The following is a 21,172-nucleotide window of genomic DNA, read 5'->3' as shown; positions in this document are numbered from 1 at the left end:
GTGAGTGCGCTTGAAGGTGAACTGGTTTTGCACCAGCGCAGAAGAATTTCAATCCGTTGCAACGCAGCGCTTTCGATACTGTCAACATGCCCTAGCGGCGGTGTCATCAGAGGTCTAGTATGAGCCGCACCCACGTCAGCCAGGAGGTAAACCATGTCGGCCACCAAGAAGCCTGTAAATACCCCGTTGCACTTACTCCAACAACTCTCGGGCAGCCTGCTCGAGCATTTGGAAAACGCTTGTTCCCAAGCCTTGGCCGATGCTGAAAAACTGCTCGCCAAACTGGAAAAGCAGCGCGGAAAAGCGCAGGAAAAATTGCACAAGTCCCGTACCAAATTGCAGGACGCTGCGGCAGCCGGTAAAGCCAAGGCGCAAGCCAAGGCGAAGGACGGAGTGCAGCAACTCGAAGACGTGCTCGATGCCCTCAAGGATCGTCAGTCCGACACCCGTGCCTACATTCTGCAACTCAAGCGCGATGCTCAAGAAAGCCTGAAACTGGCCCAGGGTGTCGGTCGTGTACAAGAGGCTGTCGGCAAGGCGTTGTCCCTGCGTTCGGCCAAGCCTGCTGCGGCACCAGCCAAGAAAGCCGCCGCTAAGCCGGCTGCTGCAAAAGCACCGGCCAAGCCTGCTGCCAAGGCGCCGGTGAAAGCCGCAGCCAAGCCTGTCGCAAAACCTGCGGCGAAAAAACCAGTCGCTGCCAGCGCTGCAAAACCAGCGGCTAAAACGACGGCTGCCAAACCTGCCGCCAAGCCAGTTGCTGCAAAAACAGCTGCCGCTAAACCTGCTGCAAGAACTGCGGCTGCGAAACCGGCTGTGGCGAAAACCGCAGCTGCGAAACCTGCTGCAAAACCTGCCGCCGCTAAACCTGCTGCCAAGGCTGCCGCAAAAACCGTCGCGGCTAAAACTGCTGCAGCCAAGCCTGCCGCAAAACCAGCGGCGAAACCTGCTGCAAAAGCTGCGGCAAAACCGGCTGCTAAGCCCGCTGCCAAAACTGCTGCCGCGAAACCTGCTGCCGCGAAACCTGCTGCAGCGAAACCAGCCGCAGCAAAACCTGCTGCCGCGAAGCCAGCTGCAAAACCTGCTGCCAAGCCAGCCGTGAGAAAACCGGCCGCTGCTGCCAAGCCAGCTACTGCGCCAGTTACCAAGCCAGCGACTGCAACTCCGTCGCCAGCTGCATCGGCTTCGACTGCTCCAGCAGCAACCACCTCGACCACATCGTCTGCGCCAACGCCAGCCGCACCGTCGAGCAACAGCTCCACCCCAACCAGCGCTTCCTAAGCGTCGGTTGCCGCGACGCGCAGCTGATGCAGCGCGTCGCGGTCCAGGTTGGCGGCGCCCGCCGTCACACCTTCCAGCCAGGCCGTTAGATCGGTCGCCTCACACTGCGGCCAGCTCTGCGCCGATCGTTCCAGTCGCAACAACAGATGTCGCTCGGCTTCCAGTTCCAACGCCTTCACTTGTTCGCGCAACGTTTTCAGCTCGGCATCCTCGGTCGCGACAGTTTTCCATTGCATGCGCAATGCTCGCAGCGGTCGCACGACATCGGCGTCCCAGGGCCCGGCCACTTCGCGAAGCTGCTGCAATCGTTGCTCATTGCAGGTGACACGTCGATCTCCCAGCCAGAACCCACAGAGCAGCAGGCACACATTCACGCCTGCCGACTGCAATTGCAGGCACGCGTCTTCAACGCCGGGGCGGGCGTAAGTGGTAAGGGAAAAGCTCCACAGGTCAGAGGACATAGTGCTACTCGCGCCAGTTGCGAGCGAAGCTGGTAGACTCCGCCGCCATTATGATTCGACTTCAGAACCTGACTTTACAGCGTGGCCCGCAACGTCTGCTAGAAGACGCCGAGCTGACCCTGCACGCCGGCCACAAAGCCGGCCTCATCGGTGCCAACGGCGCCGGCAAATCGAGCCTGTTCGCCTTGATCCGGGGTGAGCTGCACCCGGACTCGGGTGATTGCTTCCTGCCGGCCGACTGGCGCATCGCCCACATGCGTCAGGAAATCGAGACGCTCGAACGCCTGGCGGTCGACTACGTGCTCGATGGCGACCTGCGCCTGCGTGAGGTGCAACGCGACCTCGCGGCGGCCGAAGCATCGCATGACGGTGCGGCTCAGGCCCGTCTGCACGCGGAACTCGACAGCGCCGACGGTTACACCGCCGACGCCCGGGCTCGCAAGCTGCTGGCCGGCCTCGGGTTTACCAATGAGCAGATGGATCGCCCGGTAGGAGATTTCTCTGGTGGCTGGCGGATGCGTCTGAACCTGGCGCAGGCTTTGATGTGCCCTTCGGACCTGCTACTGCTCGACGAACCGACCAACCACTTGGACCTCGACGCCATCATCTGGCTCGAAGAATGGCTCAAAAGCTATCCCGGCACATTGCTGCTGATTTCCCACGACCGGGACTTCCTCGATGCCGTGGTCGATCACGTGGCCCACGTCGATCAGCGCAAGATCACCCTGTATCGCGGTGGTTACAGCGCCTTCGAACGCGCCCGTGCCGAACGTCTGGCCCAGCAACAGCAGGCCTACGAGAAGCAGCAGGTGCAACGTGCGCACATGGAAAGCTACATCGCCCGCTTCAAGGCTCAGGCCACCAAGGCCCGCCAGGCCCAGAGCCGGATCAAGGCGCTGGAGCGGATGGAAGAGTTGTCCGCCGCTCACGTCGACTCGCCGTTTGACTTTGTTTTCCGCGAATCGCAGAAAATCTCCAGTCCGCTGATCGATCTGTCGGATGCTCGCCTGGGTTATGGCGACAAAGCCGTGCTGGAGAAGGTCAAGCTGCAACTGACCCCCGGCGCGCGGATCGGTTTGCTCGGCCCGAACGGCGCCGGTAAATCGACCCTGATCAAAAACCTCGCCGGTGAACTCTCGCCGTTGGCCGGTCGCCTGACCCGTGGCGAGAACACCGTCGTGGGCTACTTCGCCCAGCATCAGCTGGATTCGCTGGATTCCAAGGCCAGCCCGTTGCTGCATTTGCAGCGCCTGGCGCCAACTGAGCGTGAGCAGACTCTGCGCGACTTCCTCGGTGGTTTCGACTTCCGTGGCGCGCGCATCGATGAGCCGGTGCTGAATTTCTCCGGCGGCGAAAAGGCCCGTCTGGCCCTGGCATTGATCGCCTGGGATCGGCCGAACCTGTTGCTGCTCGACGAACCGACCAACCACCTGGACCTGGAAATGCGCCTGGCGCTGACCATGGCCTTGCAGGAATTCAGTGGCGCAGTGCTGGTGGTCTCCCACGATCGTCATCTGCTCAAAAGCACCACCGACAATTTCTATCTGGTGGCAGACGGCAAGGTCGAGGAGTTCGATGGCGACCTGGAAGACTACGCCCGTTGGCTGGTCGACTACCGTCAGCGCAATGCCCCGGTCAGCAACACACCGGTCAATCCGGACAAGACCGACAAGAAAGCTCAGCGCCAGGCCGCTGCTGCGTTGCGTCAGCAACTGGCACCGCACAAGCGTGAGGCTGACAAGCTCGAAGCCGAGTTGGGCAAGCTGCACGAGAAACTGGCGAAGATCGATACCAGCCTCGGCGACAGCGATATCTACGAACCGATGCGCAAGAACGATTTGCGTGATCTGCTGGCTGAACAGGCCAAGCTGAAGGTGCGTGAAGCCGAACTCGAAGAAGCGTGGATGGAAGCCCTGGAACTGCTCGAAAGCATGCAGGCGGAGCTGGAGGCGTTGTCCTGATGGAAGCGTTCAAGCTGCCGCTGCCGGCGGGGTGGGGCGAGCCGATCTGGTTCGCCGCGCAAATCCTGCTGATCCTGTTGGCGGGTTACTTCGCCCAACGCTTTGTCGCCAAATGCCTGACTCGCCTGGGTGAGCGCTACCCGTTTCCACCGCAGTTGCTGATGCCGCTGCGGGGCGGTTTGCGCTGGTTGATCATGGGCAGTGCGCTGATTTTCGTGCTGGAGCGCCTGGGGGTCTCGGCCACGGTGCTCTGGACCGCGTTGTCCGGGTTTGTGGCAGTGGCGGCGGTGGCGTTCTTCGCGATGTGGAGTGTGCTCTCCAACCTGCTCTGCGCGATCCTGATCTTCACCGTCGGCCCGTTCCGCATCGGTGACGTCGTCGAACTGGTGGACACCACCGACAAGCCCGGCGTCAAAGGTCGGGTGGTGGCGATCAATCTGCTCTACACCACGCTGATCGAAGCGGAAGAGCTCGGGACCGGCAGTGCGATGGTGCAGGTGCCTAACAGCCTGTTCTTCCAGCGCTCGGTTCGACGCTGGCGTGGTAGCGATGTATTCCCTTCGAGCGGGTTTGAAAAGTAAGGCTTCTGTTGCCTGATAAACCGCCATCGTCGGAACGCCGCCCGGAGCCGGCTCACTCCCACAGTGGATCTCGGTTGTTCACAAAATAGCTGTCCACTGAAGATCCACTGTAGGAGCGAGCCGGCTCCGGGCGGCGTTCCGACGATGGGGGCCGAAAGTTGATAACGCTGGTCGGCCATCTCCCCCCAATCGAAGAAAAACCAGTAGTCATCAGCCCAAAGCCGCATTAGCTTAGACGTCTGTCACGAGTCTGAGTCGAGGTGTGCGATGGAGCTTCAAACATGGCTGGCGTTTTTTGCCGCCTGCTGGGTGATCAGCCTGTCTCCCGGTGCCGGCGCCATTGCGTCGATGTCCAGCGGTCTGCAATACGGTTTCTGGCGCGGTTACTGGAACGCCCTGGGCCTGCAATTGGGCCTGGCCGTGCAGATCGCGATTGTCGGCGCCGGGGTTGGCGCGATTCTCACGGCATCGGCCACGGCTTTCTATGCAATCAAATGGTTCGGCGTTGCGTACCTAGTTTACCTCGCGATCAAGCAATGGCGCGCGCTGCCCAGCGACATGAGCGACGACGCGGCCGTGCGTCAGATCGGCAAGCCGATGGCCCTGGTGTTCCGCGGTTTCCTGGTAAACATCAGCAACCCCAAGGCGCTGGTTTTCATGCTGGCGGTGCTGCCGCAGTTCATTGATCCACACGCGCCGCTGCTGGCCCAGTACCTGATCATCGGCGTGACGATGGTCTGCGTCGACCTGATCGTCATGGCCGGGTATACCGGGTTGGCGTCGAAGGTACTGCGCCTGTTGCGCACACCCAAGCAGCAAAAACGCATGAACCGGACCTTTGCGGGGCTGTTCATCGGTGCGGCGGCGTTTATGGCGACGCTGCGCAAAGCGGCGGCGTAAAAACTGTCAGGCACAAAAAAGGCGACCTTTGCAGGTCGCCTTTTTCGTTCCAGAGGTCAGCGCAGAATGACCGGCGCCTTATCGGGTGGTAGGTCATTGTGCTGCGCGGGTTGCCCTGACGGCACATAACTGCCATCCCCCAGCTGTTCGCTCAACTGGCGAGCCACGTCCTCGCCCAACGACCTTGACACGTCCCGCACCACTCGTGGCCGGTTCAGCGAAACGTGGATATCCCGATCATTCACCAGTTTGGTGTCCTGAGCTTCACCCAAGGCCGTGAACGCTGAGGTGATCTCGTAAGTCTTGGTGTTGATCAGGCTGAAGTCCGCCACCAGGGTCAGTGCCAGCACCGCCGAATAGCTGTCAGTGTTGGCCAGCTCATTCATGTCCTGGCTGAAATCGATGTCTGACAGCGTGCCGAACAGCACGTAGTCGGCGCCTTTGAAGTGGCCGGCCTTGATGCGTTTGATCACGTCATACACATCGCTGTTGGCATCGGCGGTGTAAGGCGTGCCCTGAATCAGCTGGAACATCCCGGTCTTGAGCATCTGGCCTTTGATGTCTCCACTGAAGCGGCGGATTTCGCTCTGTTCCAGGTAGCTGTTCTGCGTCGTGTACTCGTCATAACTGGACGAGCCACTGGCGCCGTAATAATCCTGCTGATGATTGTCCCGGGCCGAAACCACGTGAACGTATTGATCCACGCTGGCCTCGTAGGCGAGGTCGGTGACAGCAATTTTCGGGGCCGCCTGGGCGCCAACGGCGCAGGCCAGGGCCATGATGCCAATCCATGCACGCATTGCTCAGCGCTCCGTTGTCTTGCGGATTTCTTTCTCGTCCATCCACTCGGCCAGCCCGCTTTCAACGTCGATCAATTGCAGGCTGAATTTGTAGAAGACGTCCTTGTAATCATTGCTGCGTTTGACGATGGAGCTGATCGAGCCTTCCAGACGATACCGCGCGGCGATCATGTTACCGGTTTTGGCCACTGTGCTTTTTTTGTACAGGCCACTCTGGTTTTGCAGCTTGAGGTGGTCAACCTGGCTCTGCATGTCTGTGTTGTCACTGGCAAAGCGTGCCGTGCCGGTACGCATCAGTTGGGTCTTGATCGATGTGGTGATTTCGCGGGTATCGATGTACTCGCTGGTCTTGTTCATCACGTCGTACACCTGAACTACCGGGCGATCCTTCAGAACGCCGGACTGGGCGAGGGAGCGGGTCATGCTTTCCGCGATCATCTGCAGGTCGGTCGAGCCGAATTCGTTGGTGACCAGTTCCACGGCTTTCGGGTCGCCATAACTGATGTTGCCACTGCCCAACACCGGCGAGCGATTGTCGGCGCAGCCACCAATCAGCAACGCGGCCAGGGCAAGGAACGAAACGCGTACAAGCATGGGCAAAGTCTCAAGTGGGCGGTTCACGGCGTATTGATCTCCAGGCGGAAATCCACTGCTTGTGGCACGGGAGCGATGGCCGGCAGAAAACTGGTCTGCTCGGCATAAAGGGTCAGGCTTTTCCAGGTGTCGGCTTCGGCCACGGGAAAACCTTCCGGCCCCAGCCAGAGGTAGCGGTAATAGAGCGTTCGGTTGCGGGTGTCGGTGTTGCTCAATTGCGTTTTGACCGTCAGGAAGCCGTTTTCCCTGGCCATGCGCATCGGGCCGATGGCCACATTCTCGATTGGTCCGGTGGCCATGACTTTGCTGGCGGCACTGCCCGGTTCCGGCGGTGGCGGCGGGGTGGCGCACCCGGCCAACAGGGCCAGCGCGACAACGGCGAAGCATTTCAATCCCATGAAAATCTCCGATCAGGGTTGAGCAGGGCTGATTGCAGCCTGCGGTGCGGAAGGGGTGTCGAGTTGCAAGGCGACATCGGCGGCGAATCGGCGGTCACCCACCGCGCGCAGGCTGAAGGCCTGGTGTGTCTGATCCACCTTGAACCTGACCGGTGTTGCGTCCGGCGCGTTGGGCAACGTCAGTTGATGCTGGCCTTTCTTGAGTCGCAGGCGGGCAACCAGCGTCTTGTCCGGCAGCGTTCGCCAGCCGCGGGTGTCGGCATCCTCGCGTTGAGTCTGCTGCAGGATCGTTTCTTCAAGCTTCTCGGGTCTGTGCTTTTTCAGATAGGCCAGGTATTCGACATTGGACCGGGCGCGATGCAGCGTGCGTTGAATAATGCCCGGCATGTCATCACGCAAGGTGCGCCGCGACATGTCGCCGAAGCTGTTGAGCAACGTCAGTTTCTGTTTTTTGCCGTCCACCATGACGAAGTCCACCGGTGGCGTGGAGGTGTCAGGGACGAGGATCGGGAAGGACATGTTGGTGATGTAGGTTTCACCTTCGACGTCCACCGAAATCGGCACACGAACGGAGCTGCGCGCTGGCGCCAGGCCGGTTTGCACGATCAGCAAGACGTCGACCTCGCCGGCCTTCAGTGGTGATTTGGCCAGGTTGCGCAGTGATTGCTCGAGCAGCGGCGTGTTGGGGCGCAGTTCGATGGCCTGGCGATAGCCCGGCGCGGCGAGGTCTTTCTCGTTCAGCGATTCATAAATGAAACCGGCGAGATAATGGCTGAACGCACTCTGGTAGCTGTTTTTCAGTGCGACCACTTCGGGGGCGTCGAGGGTGGCCACGGGATAACCCTGAAGGTCCTGGAATTTCAGCGAAACCCCTTGCTCCTTCGCCTGGTTTTCCAGTTCCAGGTATTGCCTGTCACGCTTGTCGGCAATGGTTGCTTCGCGCTCGTGGGTTTTCTTGATCATGACGCGAGCGATGTCCACTTCGCCACTGGAGAGGCTCGCCAGGGCCATTTGCGTGGTCAGGGCGACCTTCTCGAAATCGTAGCCATCGTACAGGCGCACTTTGTCATTGGCGCCGTAACTGTTGAATTCGGTGAATGCTTTGAAGGCGCCGAATCTCGGCGAGTTTTCCCAGCCCTCGATGAGCTTGTCGGCGTAATCCCAGTTGGCGTGATTACCCGTCACATTGGCGCCGAGTCGCAGTAATTCGCCTTTCTCCAGGTTATAGAGCAGGTCGCCCGGAGCGAAAGGATTGTTTCGGTCGAGCACGGCAACCGCGCCGTCGAGCTGACCGGCCTTGAGATATTCGAGTGTTTCGCTCAGTTCGGCGTTGTAGTCGCGCATGGTGGGGCAGCCGCTCAGTAGCAAGCATGCACCGAGTACAAACATGAAGCGCAGGCGGGTGGCCATTTACTGTGTGTCTTCCTTGAAAATAAGCCGCCATGAGGCGGCAAATTATAGACTTGGATGATGGCACTTTGTTCCTGCACTCCAGCGGCCACCGCAGACAAAGCTTGAGTGAAAGTCATTGGAAGTGAACAATGTGTTACTTCGTATTTCCAATTGAGATTCATTCATGACTGCCCCGTCCCGTTTCCTGGCCTGGCTGGTGTTGCCGCTGTTTGCTTTGTGCAGTTTCAATCTGCTGGCCGACACCGTGGAAGGCGCGCCGCAAGCCCTGCATTTGCTCGACTACATTGGCGCGGATTACCCGCAGACGGTGCAAGGGGGCAAGGTCACCGACGACTCCGAATACCGCGAGCAGCTGGAATTCATCAAGGTGTTGCAAGGCTTGATCGCCGCGATGCCGGCCAAGCCGGAAAAAGCCGGGCTGGAGCAGGGCGTCAGCGCGCTGCGCAATGCCATTGCTGCCCGTCAGGACGGCGCGGACGTGGCCCGTCAGGCCCGGCAACTCGGCGCGAAACTGGCCGTGGCCTATGAAGTCAGCCAAGCGCCGATCATTACCCCGGACCCGACTCGTGGGGCGCCGCTGTACGCCCAGCATTGTTCGGTCTGCCACGGCGATACGGGTGCCGGCGACGGTCCGGCGGGTGTCGGTCTGACGCCGCTGCCAGCCAATCTGCGTGACACGACGCGCCTGGACCACCTGAGCCTCTACGCGATTTACAGCACCTTGGGCCTGGGCGTCGAAGGCACGGACATGCCGGCCTTCGCCGATCAGCTGGACGATCGTCAGCGTTGGGACCTGGCAACCTACATCGCCAGTTTCAGCGCCGATCCGGCCGCAGCAAAATCCGAAAAGAGTTACAACATCGCCGACCTGGCACGTCAGACGCCGGCCGAAGTGCAGGCCGCCGATGGCCCGCAAGCCGCCGCGACGTTCCGTGCCCAGCGGGCGCAGCCGCCGCAGGTCAAACGTGGCCCGGCGCAATTGCTCGACTACACCGCTGCAACCCTGGACAAGAGCCTCTTGGCTTACCGTGCCGGGGATCACGACCAAGCTTATGACTTATCGGTAGCGGCTTATCTGGAAGGCTTCGAACTGGTCGAGAGCTCGCTGGACAACGTCGACGCCAACGTGCGCAAGGACACCGAAAAATCCCTGATGGCTTACCGTCAGTCGTTGCAGGACGGTTTGCCGGTAGTCCAGGCCCAGCAGCGTCTGGACGCGGCCAAGGCCAAATTGAAGGAGTCTGCCGGGTTGCTGGGCAGCGACGGTCTGAGCTGGTCCCTGAGCTACATCTCCGGTTTGCTGATTCTGCTGCGCGAAGGCCTGGAAGCGATTCTGGTGCTGGCGGCGATTCTGGCGTTCCTGCGCAATACCGGCCAGCAGTCGGCGGTGCGCAGCGTCAACGTCGGTTGGGGCCTGGCGTTGTTGGCCGGTCTGGCAACCTGGGCGCTGGCGGCTTACGTGGTCGATGTCAGCGGTTCGCAACGCGAATTGCTGGAAGGCGCAACGGCGTTGTTCGCCGCCGTCATGGTGCTTTGGCTTGGTGTGTGGATGCACGACCGTCGCCACGCAGCGGCGTGGCAGGATTACATCAAGAGCAGCCTGGTGGGCGGCGGTGGACGCTTCGGCTTTGCGACGCTGGCGTTCTTCTCGGTGTACCGCGAGCTGTTTGAAGTGATTCTGTTCTACGAGACCCTGTGGCTGCAGGCAGGGCCTGCGGGGCATAACGCGGTGTTGGCCGGTGGCGCAACGGCGTTGGTGCTGCTGGTAGGGCTGGCGTGGGTGATCCTGCGCGGCTCGCAGAAACTGCCGCTGTCGTTGTTCTTCAGCATCAACGCCGGTCTGCTGTGCGCGCTGTCGGTGGTGTTTGCCGGGCATGGCGTGAAGGCGTTGCAGGAAGCCGGGATCTTCGGCACGCGGCCGGTGCCGTTCTTCGACTTCGACTGGCTGGGCATCCACGCGGACGCGTATTCGCTGAGTGCTCAGGCGGTGGCGATCATTGCGATTATCGTGCTGTATGGTCGTAGCTGGATGGCGGAGAAGCGGCGGGTGCAGGTTTCTTAAGAGCAATCGCTGCGCTCACTATCGCGAGCAGGCTCGCTCCCACAGGATTGCGTATAACCTGTGGGAGCGAGCCTGCTCGCGATTTTTTTTGGAAGAGGAAAACACGATGCGTGTCTGGATCGATGCCGACGCCTGCCCACGGGCGGCCAAGGATCTGGTGGTGAAGTTCGCCCTCAAGCGTCAGTTCGAAGTGGTGCTGGTGGCCGGGCAGCCGCAGATCAAGCCGGGACTGGCCCTGGTGAAGCTGATCGTGGTGCCAAGCGGTCCGGATGCCGCCGATGACTATCTGGTGGAACACGCGGTGCCGGGTGAGCTGGTGATTTGCAGCGATGTGCCGCTGGCCGATCGTCTGGTGAAAAAGGGCGTTGCCGCGCTGGATCCTCGGGGTAAGGAATTCGATGCGCAGAACATGGGTGATCGGCTGGCGGTGCGTAACCTGTTCACCGATCTGCGTGAACAGGGACAGATGAGCGGCGGACCGGCGCCGTTTGGCGAGCGCGAGAAGCAGGCATTTGCCAATGCACTGGACCGGATCCTCACGCGGCTGACCCGCAAAACCTGAGCCTTGCGACGAACCCTGTAGGCGTGAGCCGGCTCCGGGCGGCGTTCCGACGATTGCGCCAGCACATTCAACATTGATGTCGACAGACTAACCGCTATCGCGAGCAGGCTCACTCCCACAATTGGACCGCGTCAGGCGTCGTTTTCGTGGGTTAGTTCAAGGACGCGGTCGACCAGTTTGTTGATGCCCGATGCCGCTTCACTGATGCTCTGCGCCAGCATGTACGCCGGGGTGCAGACCAGTTTGCGGGCCTTGTCTTCGACGATGTCGCTCACCGCGCAATCTTTATGGGTGGCGCCCATCTTGTTCATGGCAGCTGCCGTTTCGGCGTCGTTGCCGATGGTGCAGGTCACGCCTGGCCCATAGATTTTCGCCGCCAGCGCCGGCGAAATGCAGATCAACCCCACCGGTTTGCCCGCTTCGGCAAACGCTTCGGTCAATGCCAGGACGTCCGGTTGAACCGTGCAGCCGGCGCCTTCGATGGCGAAGTTCGACAGGTTCTTGGCCGCGCCGAAACCCCCGGGCACGATCAGCGCGTCGAAGTCTTCGACGTCCGCTTCACGAATATCCTTGATGTTGCCCCGGGCGATCCGCGCCGATTCCACCAGCACATTGCGCGACTCGGGCATTTCGTCGCCGGTCAGGTGATTGATCACCTGCAATTGCGAGATATTGGGGGCAAAGCACTGCACCTGAGCGCCGCGCTGGTCCAGGCGCAGCAAGGTAATCACACTTTCGTGGATCTCGGCGCCGTCGTACACGCCACAGCCGGAAAGGATCACTGCAATTTTTTTGCTCATGGGTTTTTCTCCAGATTCATGGCGTTAAATGTCCACTAATTTGTCACTCGTTGCCATAGGGTTAATTCGCGGCTACACCTAGCATCTGTCCTCAAGATTCCGATCAGGGCGCGTCAATGGACTTCATTCTGTATGCGGTGCCGTTTTTCTTTGTGCTGATTGCCGTCGAGCTGCTGGCGGACCGTTGGCGCGGGTTGAGCAATTATCGGGTGGCGGATGCGATCAACAGCATCAGCACAGGGGTGTTGTCGACCACCACGGGCCTGTTGACCAAAGGCGTCGGCCTGGTGACTTATGCGTTTGCCCTCAAGCATCTGGCGCTGTTCGAACTTGCGGCCGACAGCGTCTGGGTCTGGGTGTTTGCCTTCGTCCTCTACGACTTCTGCTATTACTGGCTGCATCGCATGGGCCACGAGCGCAACATCCTCTGGGCCGCGCACTCAGTGCATCACCAGAGCGAGGACTACAACCTCTCCACGGCCCTGCGCCAAACCAGTACCGGCTTCCTGCTGAGCTGGATTTTCTACCTGCCGATGGCGGTGCTCGGCGTGCCGCTGCTGGTGTTCATCAGCGTCGCCGCGCTGAACCTGCTGTATCAATTCTGGGTGCATACCAAACACATTCCCAAGCTCGGCTGGTTCGAGTGGTTCTTTGTCACGCCGTCCAATCATCGGGCTCACCATGCACAGAACGCTCTCTACATGGATCGCAACTACGGCGGGGTGTTCATTATTTGGGACCGTCTATTTGGCTCGTTCCAGGAAGAGGACGACAACGAACCGGTGATTTTCGGCGTGACCACGCCGTTGGCGAGCTGGAATCCGTTGTGGGCGAACGTGCAGTTTTACGCGCAGCTTTGGGATGACGCGCGGCGGGCGGAAAGCACATGGGACAAGCTGCGGATCTGGTTCATGCGCACCGGTTGGCGGCCGGCGGACGTGGCGGCGAAGTACCCGATGAACAAACCGGACCTGAGCCAGTTCCGCAAATTCGAAGTGCCGCTGGACGGGCGTCAGCAGCTGTATGTGGCGTTGCAGTTCTGCGTCTACATTGCGCTGGGCAGCTACTTGATGAACCTGGAGCCGCGTTTGCCGACGGCAGCGCTGGTGTTGGGCTGGGGCGCGGTGGCATTGGGCTTGTTTACGTTGGGCACGGCCCTGGAGAATCGCCCGCAGGCATTGAAGCTGGAGCTGCTGCGGCTGGCATCGAATGTGCCGCTGGTGTGGCTGGCGCCGGTGGTCGGGCTGTGGCCGGCCAGTGCGGTGGGCTGGATCGGCCTGCTCAGTTACAGCCTGCTCAGCGGCATCGGTCTCTACTGTTGCAGGGACCGTTTCACTCGTTTGGCGTCTTAGTCTCGGCGGCCTTGGCCAGCTCGGCTTGCTCGTCGGCGTAGATCTTCTTCGCCAGACGGGCATTCTTGAAGCGCCGGCGCAGCCACAGGCCTAGGCCCAGTAACAGCAGGGCGCCGAGCACCCATAGCTCGTACTTCTTGACGCTGCCCAGCATGCCCTCGAGCACCGCGCCGAAGTGATAAGCCGCTGCGGCCAGTGCAGCAGCCCAGATCGCAGCACCAATCCCGTTCAGCAGCAGATAACGTCCCGGCGGATAACCCGACAGGCCGATCGCCACCGGCATCACCGTGCGCAGACCATAGACGAAGCGGAAGCTCAGCACCCAGATGTCCGGGTGTTTGCGGATGTGCTCCAGCGCCCGGTCACCCATCATTTGCCAGCGTGGTTTGCGCGCGAGCAATTTGCGGCCGTGTTTGCGTCCGAGGAAATACCACAGCTGATCGCCGGCATAACTGCCACAGAACGCCACGATCGTGACGATCTTGATGTCCATGTATCCGCGGAACGCGAGGAAGCCTGCGAGCACCAGGATGGTTTCGCCTTCGAAGAACGTGCCGAGAAAGAGGGCGAAGTAGCCGAATTCCTGAAGAAATTGTTGGAGCATTGTCTGGATGCTGGCGAAATGAACGCGCAGCCTAACCCTTCGTGCACATTCATGAAAGTGTCCAAATGTGTCTCGACGTGAACATTTCCTACAAGGACAATGGAATGCGACTACCTGCCGCAGGGGTGCACATAACTGTCACGTGTTAGTCATAATGGTCGCTTATAACTGTCACGCTCGCACGCCAGCGGGCTCAGGAGTCTGCCGTGAGCTTTACCCCCGCCAACCGTTTGTTCCCTGCAACCCGCCTGCGTCGCAACCGTCGTGATGATTTTTCGCGTCGACTGGTCCGTGAAAACGTTCTGACCGTCGATGACCTGATCCTGCCGGTGTTTGTGCTGGACGGTGAAAACCGTCGCGAAGCGGTGGCGTCGATGCCGGGCGTCGAGCGCCTGACCATCGATCTGTTGCTCGAAGAAGCGGCCAAGTGGGTCGAGCTGGGGATCCCGGCGTTGGCGCTGTTTCCGGTGACGCCTCCCGAGCTCAAGTCGCTGGACGCCGCCGAAGCCTGGAACCCGAACGGCATTGCACAACGCGCCACTCGCGCCTTGCGTGCGCAGTTCCCGGAACTTGGGGTGATCACCGACGTTGCGCTCGACCCGTTTACCACCCACGGTCAGGATGGCATCCTCGACGAAGAAGGCTACGTGCAGAACGACATTACTGTCGACGCACTGGTCAAGCAGGCCCTGTCCCACGCCGAGGCCGGCGCTCAGGTGGTGGCCCCGTCGGACATGATGGACGGTCGCATCCAGGCCATCCGTGAAGCGCTGGAGCTGGCCGATCACGTCAACGTGCGGATCATGGCCTACTCTGCCAAATACGCCAGCGCCTATTACGGCCCGTTCCGCGACGCTGTAGGTTCGGCGCTGAACCTGGGCAAGGCCAACAAGGCCTCTTATCAGATGGACCCGGCCAACAGCAACGAAGCCCTGCACGAAGTGGCGGCCGACTTGTCAGAAGGCGCGGACATGGTCATGGTCAAGCCAGGCATGCCGTATCTGGACATCCTTTACCGGGTCAAGGAAGAATTTAAAGTGCCGACCTTTGTTTATCAGGTCAGCGGTGAATACGCCATGCACATGGCGGCAATCCAGAATGGCTGGTTGAGCGAAGGGGTTATCCTCGAATCACTGACCGCTTTCAAACGTGCAGGGGCTGATGGCATCCTGACTTACTTTGCCGTGCGTGCCGCTCAATTGTTACGAGAGCAGAAATAGCCCTCCCAGGAACATTCCATGAATACCGAAGGACTCACTGAAGTTGCCGTAAAAGACGCTCAACCCGTGGTCGAGCAAATCGCCGAGACGCCGCCGGAGCTGGAGCCCGCTCCACCCGCAGCGGTGACCGAAACCGCGACAGCGGCACCGGCGATTGCCATTCCCGGTCTGGATGACAGCAGCCTGTATATCCATCGCGAGCTCTCGCAACTGCAGTTCAACATCCGCGTGCTGGAGCAGGCGCTGGACGAGTCCTACCCGTTGCTGGAGCGTCTGAAGTTTCTGCTGATCTTCTCCAGCAACCTGGATGAGTTCTTCGAAATTCGTGTGGCCGGCCTGAAGAAGCAGATCACCTTCGCCCGTGAACAGGCCGGCGCCGATGGCCTGCAACCGCATCAGGCCCTGGCCCGCATCAGCGAGCTGGTACACGGTCACGTAGACCGCCAATACGCGATCCTCAACGATATTCTGTTGCCGGAACTGGAAAAACATCAGGTTCGCTTCATCCGCCGGCGTCACTGGACCACCAAGATCAAAACCTGGGTGCGCCGCTATTTCCGCGACGAGATCGCGCCGATCATTACCCCGATCGGCCTCGACCCGACGCACCCGTTCCCGTTGCTGGTGAACAAGAGCCTGAACTTCATCGTCGAGCTCGAAGGCATCGACGCCTTCGGTCGCGATTCCGGTCTGGCGATCATCCCGGCGCCACGCCTGTTGCCGCGCGTCATCAAGTTGCCGGAAGAAGTGGGCGGCGCGGGCGACAACTATGTGTTCCTGTCGTCGATGATCCACGCACATGCCGATGACCTGTTCCAGGGCATGAAGGTCAAGGGCTGCTACCAGTTCCGCCTGACCCGGAACGCCGACCTTTCCGTCGACACCGAAGATGTGGAAGACCTGGCCCGCGCCCTGCGCGGCGAGTTGTTCTCCCGTCGCTACGGCGACGCGGTGCGTCTTGAAGTCGCCGATACCTGCCCGAAACAGTTGTCCGACTACTTGCTCAAGCAGTTCAACCTGCACGAGACCGAGCTGTATCAGGTCAACGGTCCGGTCAACCTGACCCGCCTGTTCAGCATCACCGGTCTGGACAGTCAGCGTGAGCTGCAATACATGCCGTTCACCCCGCAGATCCCGAAACTGCTGCAGAACAGCGAGAACATCTTCAGCGTGATCAGCAAGCAGGACATCCTGTTGCTGCACCCGTTCGAGTCGTTCACGCCGGTGGTCGACCTGCTGCGCCAGGCAGCGAAGGACCCGCATGTATTGGCGGTCCGCCAGACCTTGTACCGCTCCGGCGCCAACTCGGAAATCGTTGATGCGCTGGTGGATGCGGCGCGTAACGGCAAAGAGGTCACTGCGGTGATCGAATTGCGCGCTCGGTTCGATGAAGAGTCCAACCTGCAACTGGCCAGCCGTCTGCAAGCGGCCGGTGCGGTGGTGATTTACGGTGTGGTCGGCTTCAAGACCCACGCCAAGATGATGCTGATTCTGCGTCGCGAGGCCGGCGAGATCGTGCGTTACGCGCATTTGGGTACGGGCAACTACCACGCGGCCAACGCCCGTCTGTACACCGACTACAGCTTGCTGACCTCCGACGATGCCTTGTGCGAAGACGTCGGCAAACTGTTCAGTCAGCTGATCGGCATGGGTAAAACCCTGCGCATGAAGAAGCTGCTGCACGCGCCGTTCACGTTGAAGAAGGGCATGCTCGACATGATTGCCCGCGAAACCCAGTTCGCCCTCGACGGCAAACCGGCGCACATCATCGCCAAGTTCAACTCGCTGACCGATCCGAAGATCATCCGCGCGCTGTACAAGGCCAGTCAGTCCGGTGTGCGTATCGATCTGGTGGTGCGTGGCATGTGCTGCCTGCGGCCGGGCATCGCCGGGGTTTCGCACAACATCCATGTACGTTCGATCATCGGTCGTTTCCTCGAGCACACCCGGGTCTTCTACTTCCTCAATGGCGGCGAAGAGCAGATGTTCCTGTCCAGCGCTGACTGGATGGAGCGCAACCTCGACAAGCGTGTCGAGACTTGCTTCCCGGTCGAGGGCAAGAAGCTGATTATGCGGGTCAAGAAAGAGCTGGAGCTTTATCTGACCGATAACACTCACAGCTGGAGCCTGCAGGCGGACGGTCGTTACATCCGCAACACGCCGACCGGCAACCAGAACCCGCGCAGTGCGCAGGCGACGCTGCTGGAGCGATTGGGCAGTCCGATCCTGACTGTGCGTTAAACTTCGCGCGGCATAAAAAATGGCGATCCCTGCGGATCGCCATTTTTGTTTCCACCGCAGGTCCTGTAGGAGCACAGCTTGCTGGCGAAGGCGTCAGTGAGATCGCCTTCGCCGGCAAGCCGTGCTCCTACAGGACCGTGTACGGCGAGCGTTTATCGGTGGATTATCGGACGTTCAGCGTGAAGCTGACCCGGGTCAGCCATTCCGCTTCCAGGGCGAAGTCGGCCTGGGTCAGTTGGTTTTCGTCCAGCCAGTTTTCCGGGAACAACACATCGAGGCTGTCGCGGTTGGCGTGCAATACCACCTGCGGCATTTCCTGGGTGCCGCGGATGTGATGGAACAGGATCGCAAAGCGCAGCAGCACGCACAGGCGAATCAGCTTGATGCCGTCATCGCCAAAATCGGCAAACCGGTCCCGAGGAATATTGCGGCGGTGACCGCGCACCAGTAGCGCGAGCATCAGTTGGTCTTCGCGGGAGAACCCGGCCAGGTCCGAGTGCTCGATCAGGTAGGCGCCGTGCTTGTGGTACTGATAGTGAGCGATGTCCAGGCCCACTTCATGGACCTTGGCGGCCCAGCCGAGCAGTTCGCGCCAGACGCCGTCATCCAGATCCCAATCCGCGGCCACTTGATCGAAGGCATGCAGGGCTTTGCGTTCGACCCGCACCGCTTGTTCCAGATCGACGTGATAACGCTCCATCAGCGAACTGAGCGTGCGTTCGCGGACGTCTTCGTGGTGATGACGGCCCAGCAGGTCATAGAGCACGCCTTCACGCAGGGCGCCTTCACAGTGGTCCATGCGTTGCAGTTCGAGGGCGTCGAAGATCGCTTCGAGAATCGCCAGGCCCGCCGGGAAGATCGCGCGGCGGTCAGGCTTGATGCCTTCGAAGTCGATTTTCTCGACATCGCCCAGCTTGATCAGTTTGCGCTTGAGCCAGGCCAGGCCTTCGGCGTTGACCTCGCCCGTGCCATGCCCGCCGGCCTTCAGTGCCAGGCCGATAGCGCGGATGGTGCCCGAGGAGCCGATGGCTTCATCCCAGGTCAGACGGTGCAGGGCGTGTTCGATGCTCATGATCTCCAGCCGGGCTGCGGTGTACGCCTGGGCGTAGCGGGCCGGGGTGATCTTGCCGTCCTTGAAATAGCGCTGGGTGTAACTGACACAGCCCATTTGCAGGCTTTCGCGCAGCAGCGGTTCGAAGCGCTGGCCGATAATGAATTCGGTACTGCCGCCGCCGATGTCGGCGACCAGGCGTTTGCCCGGCGTGTCGGCGAGGGTGTGGGACACGCCGAGGTAAATCAGGCGTGCTTCTTCACGACCGGAGATGACTTCCACCGGGTGCCCGAGAATTTCTTCGGCGCGGCGGATGAATTCGCCGCGGTTGCGGGCTTCACGCAGGGCGTTGGTGCCGACGATCCGCACGGCGCCAGGGGGCATACCGTTGATCAGTTGGGCAAAACGCTTCAGGCAATCGAGCCCGCGCTGCATGGATTCTTCGTTGAGGTGGCGCTCTTCGTCGATGCCGGCGGCCAGCTGAACCTTCTCCCCGAGACGTTCGAGAATACGGATTTCGCCGTTCTGGGCCTTGGCCACGACCATGTGAAAGCTGTTGGAGCCCAGGTCGATTGCGGCGATCAGGGACAGATTCTTGGCTTGGGATTGCGGCATGGTCATGGGGTCTCGGTCGATAACCTCGACATCGTGCCACGATCAAACGCTGCCGCCAACGCGCAGGAGTTGTGGAAGGCTGCGATCTTTTGGCGCGGGGACATTTGCAGTGCGGCCGATGGCCTCTTCGCGGGCAAGTCGGATCGCCGCACCGCCCGCTCCTACAGGACGGCGCAAAACCCTGTAGGAGCGAGGCTTGCCCGCGAAGGCGGCCTTACAGGCGCTGAAGAACTATCAGCCCGGCGCTTCAACCGTCCCAATGAAATTCGCCAGCTCCGCCGTCTGCGGGTTGGCAAACAAGATCTTCGGATCCCCCACCTCATGCACCTTGCCCTGATGCATGAACACCAACTTATCCCCAACCTCCCGGGCAAAACGCATCTCATGGGTGACCATGATCAGCGTCATCCCTTCCTTGGCCAGTCGCCGAACCACGCTCAGCACCTCATTAACCAATTCCGGATCCAGCGCCGAAGTGATCTCGTCGCACAGCAGTACCTTCGGCGACATCGCCAGCGCCCGGGCAATCGCCACGCGCTGTTGCTGCCCACCCGACAGGCGATCCGGGAAAGCGTCGAACTTCTCGCCCAACCCGACCCGTTCCAGCATCTCCCGCGCCAGCTCGACAGCCTTGGCCTTCGGCACTTTCTGCACCACTTGCGGCGCAAGCATCACGTTTTCGCCCACGGTCAGGTGCGGGAACAGGTTGAACTGCTGGAACACCATGCCGACTTTCTGCCGCAGGCTGCGCAAGTCGGCGCGGGCGGCGTCGAGGTATTCGCCGTCGACTTCGATCACGCCGTCGTTGATTGATTCCAGGCCGTTGAGGGTACGCAGCAAGGTGGATTTGCCCGAGCCGCTGCGACCGATGATCGCCACCACCTGGCCTTCCTCGACGCTCAGGTCGATGCCTTTGAGCACATGATGGTCGCCGTAATATTTATGCAGGGCGGAAATTCTAAGCAGAGGCATGCAGTCTCCTTTCCAGGTAGCGCGCACTGAGGGACAAGGGGTAGCAGAGCAGGAAGTAACCGAGGGCCACGAGGCCGTAGACCATGAACGGTTCGAAGGTCGCGTTGGCGAGCATGCCGCCGGTCTTGGTCAGTTCGGTGAAGCCGATGATCGAGGTCACGGCGGTGCCTTTGACCACCTGCACCGAAAAGCCCACGGTCGGCGCCACGGCAATCCGCAGCGCTTGCGGCAGAATCACGTAGCGCAGTTGCTCCAGCGGATTGAGCGCCAAGCTCGACGAGGCTTCCCACTGGCCGTTGGGGATGGACTCGACGCAACCGCGCCAGATCTCTGCCAGGTAGGCGCTGGTGAACAACGTCAAGGCCAGCGCCGCCGCCATCCACGGCGAAATCTCCACGCCGGCCAGCGCCACGCCGAAGAACACCAGAAACAGCTGCATCAACAGCGGCGTGCCCTGGAACAGCTCGATGTAGGTGCGGGCAACGTTGCGCGGCAGGGGCTTTTTAGAGATGCGCATGACCATGATCAGCAAGCCGATCAGCCCGCCGCCAATAAATGCCACCAGCGACAGCGCCAGGGTCCATTGCAGGCCGATGAGCAGGTTGCGCACGACGTCCCAGAACGTGAAATCGCTCATTGGCTGCTCCTTGCAATGAATCGACGACCGATCCAGTTCAGCAGCTGACGGATCAACAGCGCCATGCACAGGTAGAGCAACGTGGTCAGGGCATAGGTTTCAAAGGCGCGGAAGTTGCGCGACTGAATGAAGTTGGCGGCGAAGCTCAACTCCTCGGTGGCGATCTGCGAGCAGACCGCCGAGCCGAGCATGACGATGATGATCTGGCTGCTCAGGGCCGGCCAGACTTTGCCCAGCGCCGGCAGCAGGATCACATGGCGGAACGCTTCGAATCGGCTCATCGCCAAGGCAGCCGCGGCTTCCAGCTGTCCTCGGGGAATCGCCTGGATACCGGCGCGGATGATCTCGGTCGAGTAGGCCCCGAGATTGATCACCATCGCCAGCACCGCCGCCTGCCATTCGGAAATCTGCACGCCCAGCGATGGCAAGCCGAAGAAGATGAAAAACAGCTGCACCAGAAACGGCGTATTGCGGATCAGCTCGACGTAGACCCCGAAGATTGCTGAAAACGGGCGGATATTCCACGCCCGTACCAACGCCCCGACAATGCCCAGCCCCACGCCGAGCACTGCGCCGATGGCCGTTAGCTCAAGGGTGAACAGCGCACCGCGCAGCAGCAGGTCGGTGTTTTGCACCACCGGCAGAAAGTCGAACTGATAGGCCATATCAA

At 60.7% G+C, this 21,172-nt stretch carries 20 protein-coding genes; 9 read left to right on the top strand and 11 right to left on the bottom strand.

Going from position 1 to position 21,172, the window contains the following annotated elements; all coding sequences use genetic code 11:
• The first annotated feature begins 153 nt into the window (after positions 1–153).
• Positions 154–1,278 carry an AlgP family protein gene (locus ACYZTY_RS27505; RefSeq protein WP_461956253.1) on the top strand — a complete coding sequence of 375 codons (1,125 nt, stop codon included), beginning with the start codon at positions 154–156 and terminating at the stop codon, positions 1,276–1,278.
• Here ACYZTY_RS27505 and ACYZTY_RS27500 read toward each other — a convergent pair.
• Positions 1,275–1,739 carry a TIGR02444 family protein gene (locus ACYZTY_RS27500; protein WP_461956252.1) on the bottom strand — a complete coding sequence of 155 codons (465 nt, stop codon included), beginning with the start codon at positions 1,737–1,739 and terminating at the stop codon, positions 1,275–1,277. The two genes, ACYZTY_RS27505 and ACYZTY_RS27500, sit on opposite strands and share 4 nt — an antisense overlap.
• 50 nt (positions 1,740–1,789) lie before the next feature.
• On the opposite strand from ACYZTY_RS27500, the gene ACYZTY_RS27495 reads away from it, so the two are divergent.
• From ACYZTY_RS27495 to rhtB, 3 genes are all read left to right on the top strand, one after another.
• A complete protein-coding gene (locus tag ACYZTY_RS27495; RefSeq protein WP_461956251.1) occupies positions 1,790–3,700 on the top strand; it encodes an ATP-binding cassette domain-containing protein in 1,911 nt (636 codons plus the stop codon).
• Complete coding sequence (locus tag ACYZTY_RS27490; RefSeq protein ID WP_461956250.1) at positions 3,700–4,281, top strand: mechanosensitive ion channel domain-containing protein; 582 nt, start codon at positions 3,700–3,702, stop codon at positions 4,279–4,281. Before ACYZTY_RS27495 ends, ACYZTY_RS27490 begins: the two co-directional genes overlap by 1 nt.
• 267 nt (positions 4,282–4,548) lie before the next feature.
• Positions 4,549–5,181 (top strand): homoserine/homoserine lactone efflux protein, encoded by a 633-nt coding sequence (rhtB, locus tag ACYZTY_RS27485; protein WP_461956249.1) that lies wholly within the window; start codon positions 4,549–4,551, stop codon positions 5,179–5,181.
• Between the two features lie 56 nt (positions 5,182–5,237).
• On the opposite strand, the gene ACYZTY_RS27480 is transcribed toward rhtB, so the two are convergent.
• Genes ACYZTY_RS27480 through ACYZTY_RS27465 form a run of 4 tightly spaced genes read right to left on the bottom strand, consistent with a single transcriptional unit; the run spans position 5,238 to position 8,383 of the window.
• Positions 5,238–5,981, bottom strand: coding sequence for a penicillin-binding protein activator LpoB (locus ACYZTY_RS27480; protein WP_461956248.1), 744 nt, complete (start codon positions 5,979–5,981; stop codon positions 5,238–5,240).
• Between the two features lie 3 nt (positions 5,982–5,984).
• On the bottom strand, positions 5,985–6,575 hold the full coding sequence (gene lpoB / locus ACYZTY_RS27475; protein WP_461956247.1) for a penicillin-binding protein activator LpoB: 591 nt from the start codon (positions 6,573–6,575) through the stop codon (positions 5,985–5,987).
• 23 nt (positions 6,576–6,598) lie between these two features.
• A complete protein-coding gene (locus ACYZTY_RS27470; RefSeq protein WP_461956246.1) occupies positions 6,599–6,973 on the bottom strand; it encodes a YcfL family protein in 375 nt (124 codons plus the stop codon).
• Positions 6,974–6,985: 12 nt separating this feature from the next.
• On the bottom strand, positions 6,986–8,383 hold the full coding sequence (locus ACYZTY_RS27465) for a COG3014 family protein (RefSeq protein WP_461956245.1): 1,398 nt from the start codon (positions 8,381–8,383) through the stop codon (positions 6,986–6,988).
• A gap of 166 nt (positions 8,384–8,549) precedes the next feature.
• On the opposite strand from ACYZTY_RS27465, the gene ACYZTY_RS27460 reads away from it, so the two are divergent.
• Entirely contained in the window at positions 8,550–10,448 is a 1,899-nt protein-coding gene (locus tag ACYZTY_RS27460) for an FTR1 family protein (RefSeq protein WP_461956244.1), read from the top strand.
• Between the two features lie 106 nt (positions 10,449–10,554).
• The gene (locus ACYZTY_RS27455) at positions 10,555–11,010 is read left to right on the top strand and encodes a YaiI/YqxD family protein (RefSeq protein ID WP_222588950.1); all 456 of its coding nucleotides are present in this window, start codon (positions 10,555–10,557) and stop codon (positions 11,008–11,010) included.
• 131 nt (positions 11,011–11,141) lie between these two features.
• Here the strand turns inward: ACYZTY_RS27455 and elbB are convergent, their stop codons facing one another.
• The gene (gene elbB, locus ACYZTY_RS27450; protein WP_461956243.1) at positions 11,142–11,810 is read right to left on the bottom strand and encodes an isoprenoid biosynthesis glyoxalase ElbB; all 669 of its coding nucleotides are present in this window, start codon (positions 11,808–11,810) and stop codon (positions 11,142–11,144) included.
• Between the two features lie 116 nt (positions 11,811–11,926).
• Here elbB and ACYZTY_RS27445 point away from each other — a divergent pair, with 116 nt between their 5' ends.
• Positions 11,927–13,162 (top strand): sterol desaturase family protein, encoded by a 1,236-nt coding sequence (locus ACYZTY_RS27445; RefSeq protein WP_461956242.1) that lies wholly within the window; start codon positions 11,927–11,929, stop codon positions 13,160–13,162.
• Here the strand turns inward: ACYZTY_RS27445 and ACYZTY_RS27440 are convergent.
• Positions 13,143–13,766, bottom strand: a complete 624-nt coding sequence (locus ACYZTY_RS27440) for a DedA family protein (RefSeq protein ID WP_461956241.1) — start codon at positions 13,764–13,766, stop codon at positions 13,143–13,145. The two genes, ACYZTY_RS27445 and ACYZTY_RS27440, sit on opposite strands and share 20 nt — an antisense overlap.
• Before the next feature lie 206 nt (positions 13,767–13,972).
• Here ACYZTY_RS27440 and hemB point away from each other — a divergent pair, with 206 nt between their 5' ends.
• Together hemB and ppk1 are read left to right on the top strand one after the other, a co-directional pair.
• Positions 13,973–14,986 (top strand): porphobilinogen synthase, encoded by a 1,014-nt coding sequence (hemB, locus tag ACYZTY_RS27435; RefSeq protein ID WP_008150323.1) that lies wholly within the window; start codon positions 13,973–13,975, stop codon positions 14,984–14,986.
• A gap of 18 nt (positions 14,987–15,004) precedes the next feature.
• The gene (gene ppk1 / locus ACYZTY_RS27430) at positions 15,005–17,227 is read left to right on the top strand and encodes a polyphosphate kinase 1 (protein ID WP_461956240.1); all 2,223 of its coding nucleotides are present in this window, start codon (positions 15,005–15,007) and stop codon (positions 17,225–17,227) included.
• A gap of 163 nt (positions 17,228–17,390) precedes the next feature.
• Here ppk1 and ppx read toward each other — a convergent pair whose 3' ends face one another.
• The 4 genes from ppx to ACYZTY_RS27410 all read right to left on the bottom strand — a co-directional run bounded on the left by ppx (position 17,391) and on the right by ACYZTY_RS27410 (position 21,167).
• A complete protein-coding gene (gene ppx / locus ACYZTY_RS27425) occupies positions 17,391–18,893 on the bottom strand; it encodes an exopolyphosphatase (RefSeq protein ID WP_461956239.1) in 1,503 nt (500 codons plus the stop codon).
• A 234-nt stretch (positions 18,894–19,127) separates the two neighbouring features.
• Positions 19,128–19,865 carry an amino acid ABC transporter ATP-binding protein gene (locus tag ACYZTY_RS27420; protein ID WP_461956238.1) on the bottom strand — a complete coding sequence of 246 codons (738 nt, stop codon included), beginning with the start codon at positions 19,863–19,865 and terminating at the stop codon, positions 19,128–19,130.
• Positions 19,852–20,502, bottom strand: a complete 651-nt coding sequence (locus ACYZTY_RS27415; protein ID WP_461956237.1) for an amino acid ABC transporter permease — start codon at positions 20,500–20,502, stop codon at positions 19,852–19,854. The genes ACYZTY_RS27420 and ACYZTY_RS27415 overlap by 14 nt, the downstream gene beginning before the upstream one ends.
• A complete protein-coding gene (locus ACYZTY_RS27410; protein WP_461956236.1) occupies positions 20,499–21,167 on the bottom strand; it encodes an amino acid ABC transporter permease in 669 nt (222 codons plus the stop codon). Before ACYZTY_RS27410 ends, ACYZTY_RS27415 begins: the two co-directional genes overlap by 4 nt.
• Positions 21,168–21,172: the final 5 nt, after the last annotated feature.

This window comes from Pseudomonas sp. LB1P83 (assembly GCF_054897885.1).
Note: the sequence above shows the minus strand (reverse complement) of the source record. Positions and strands in the feature narration are given on the sequence as shown.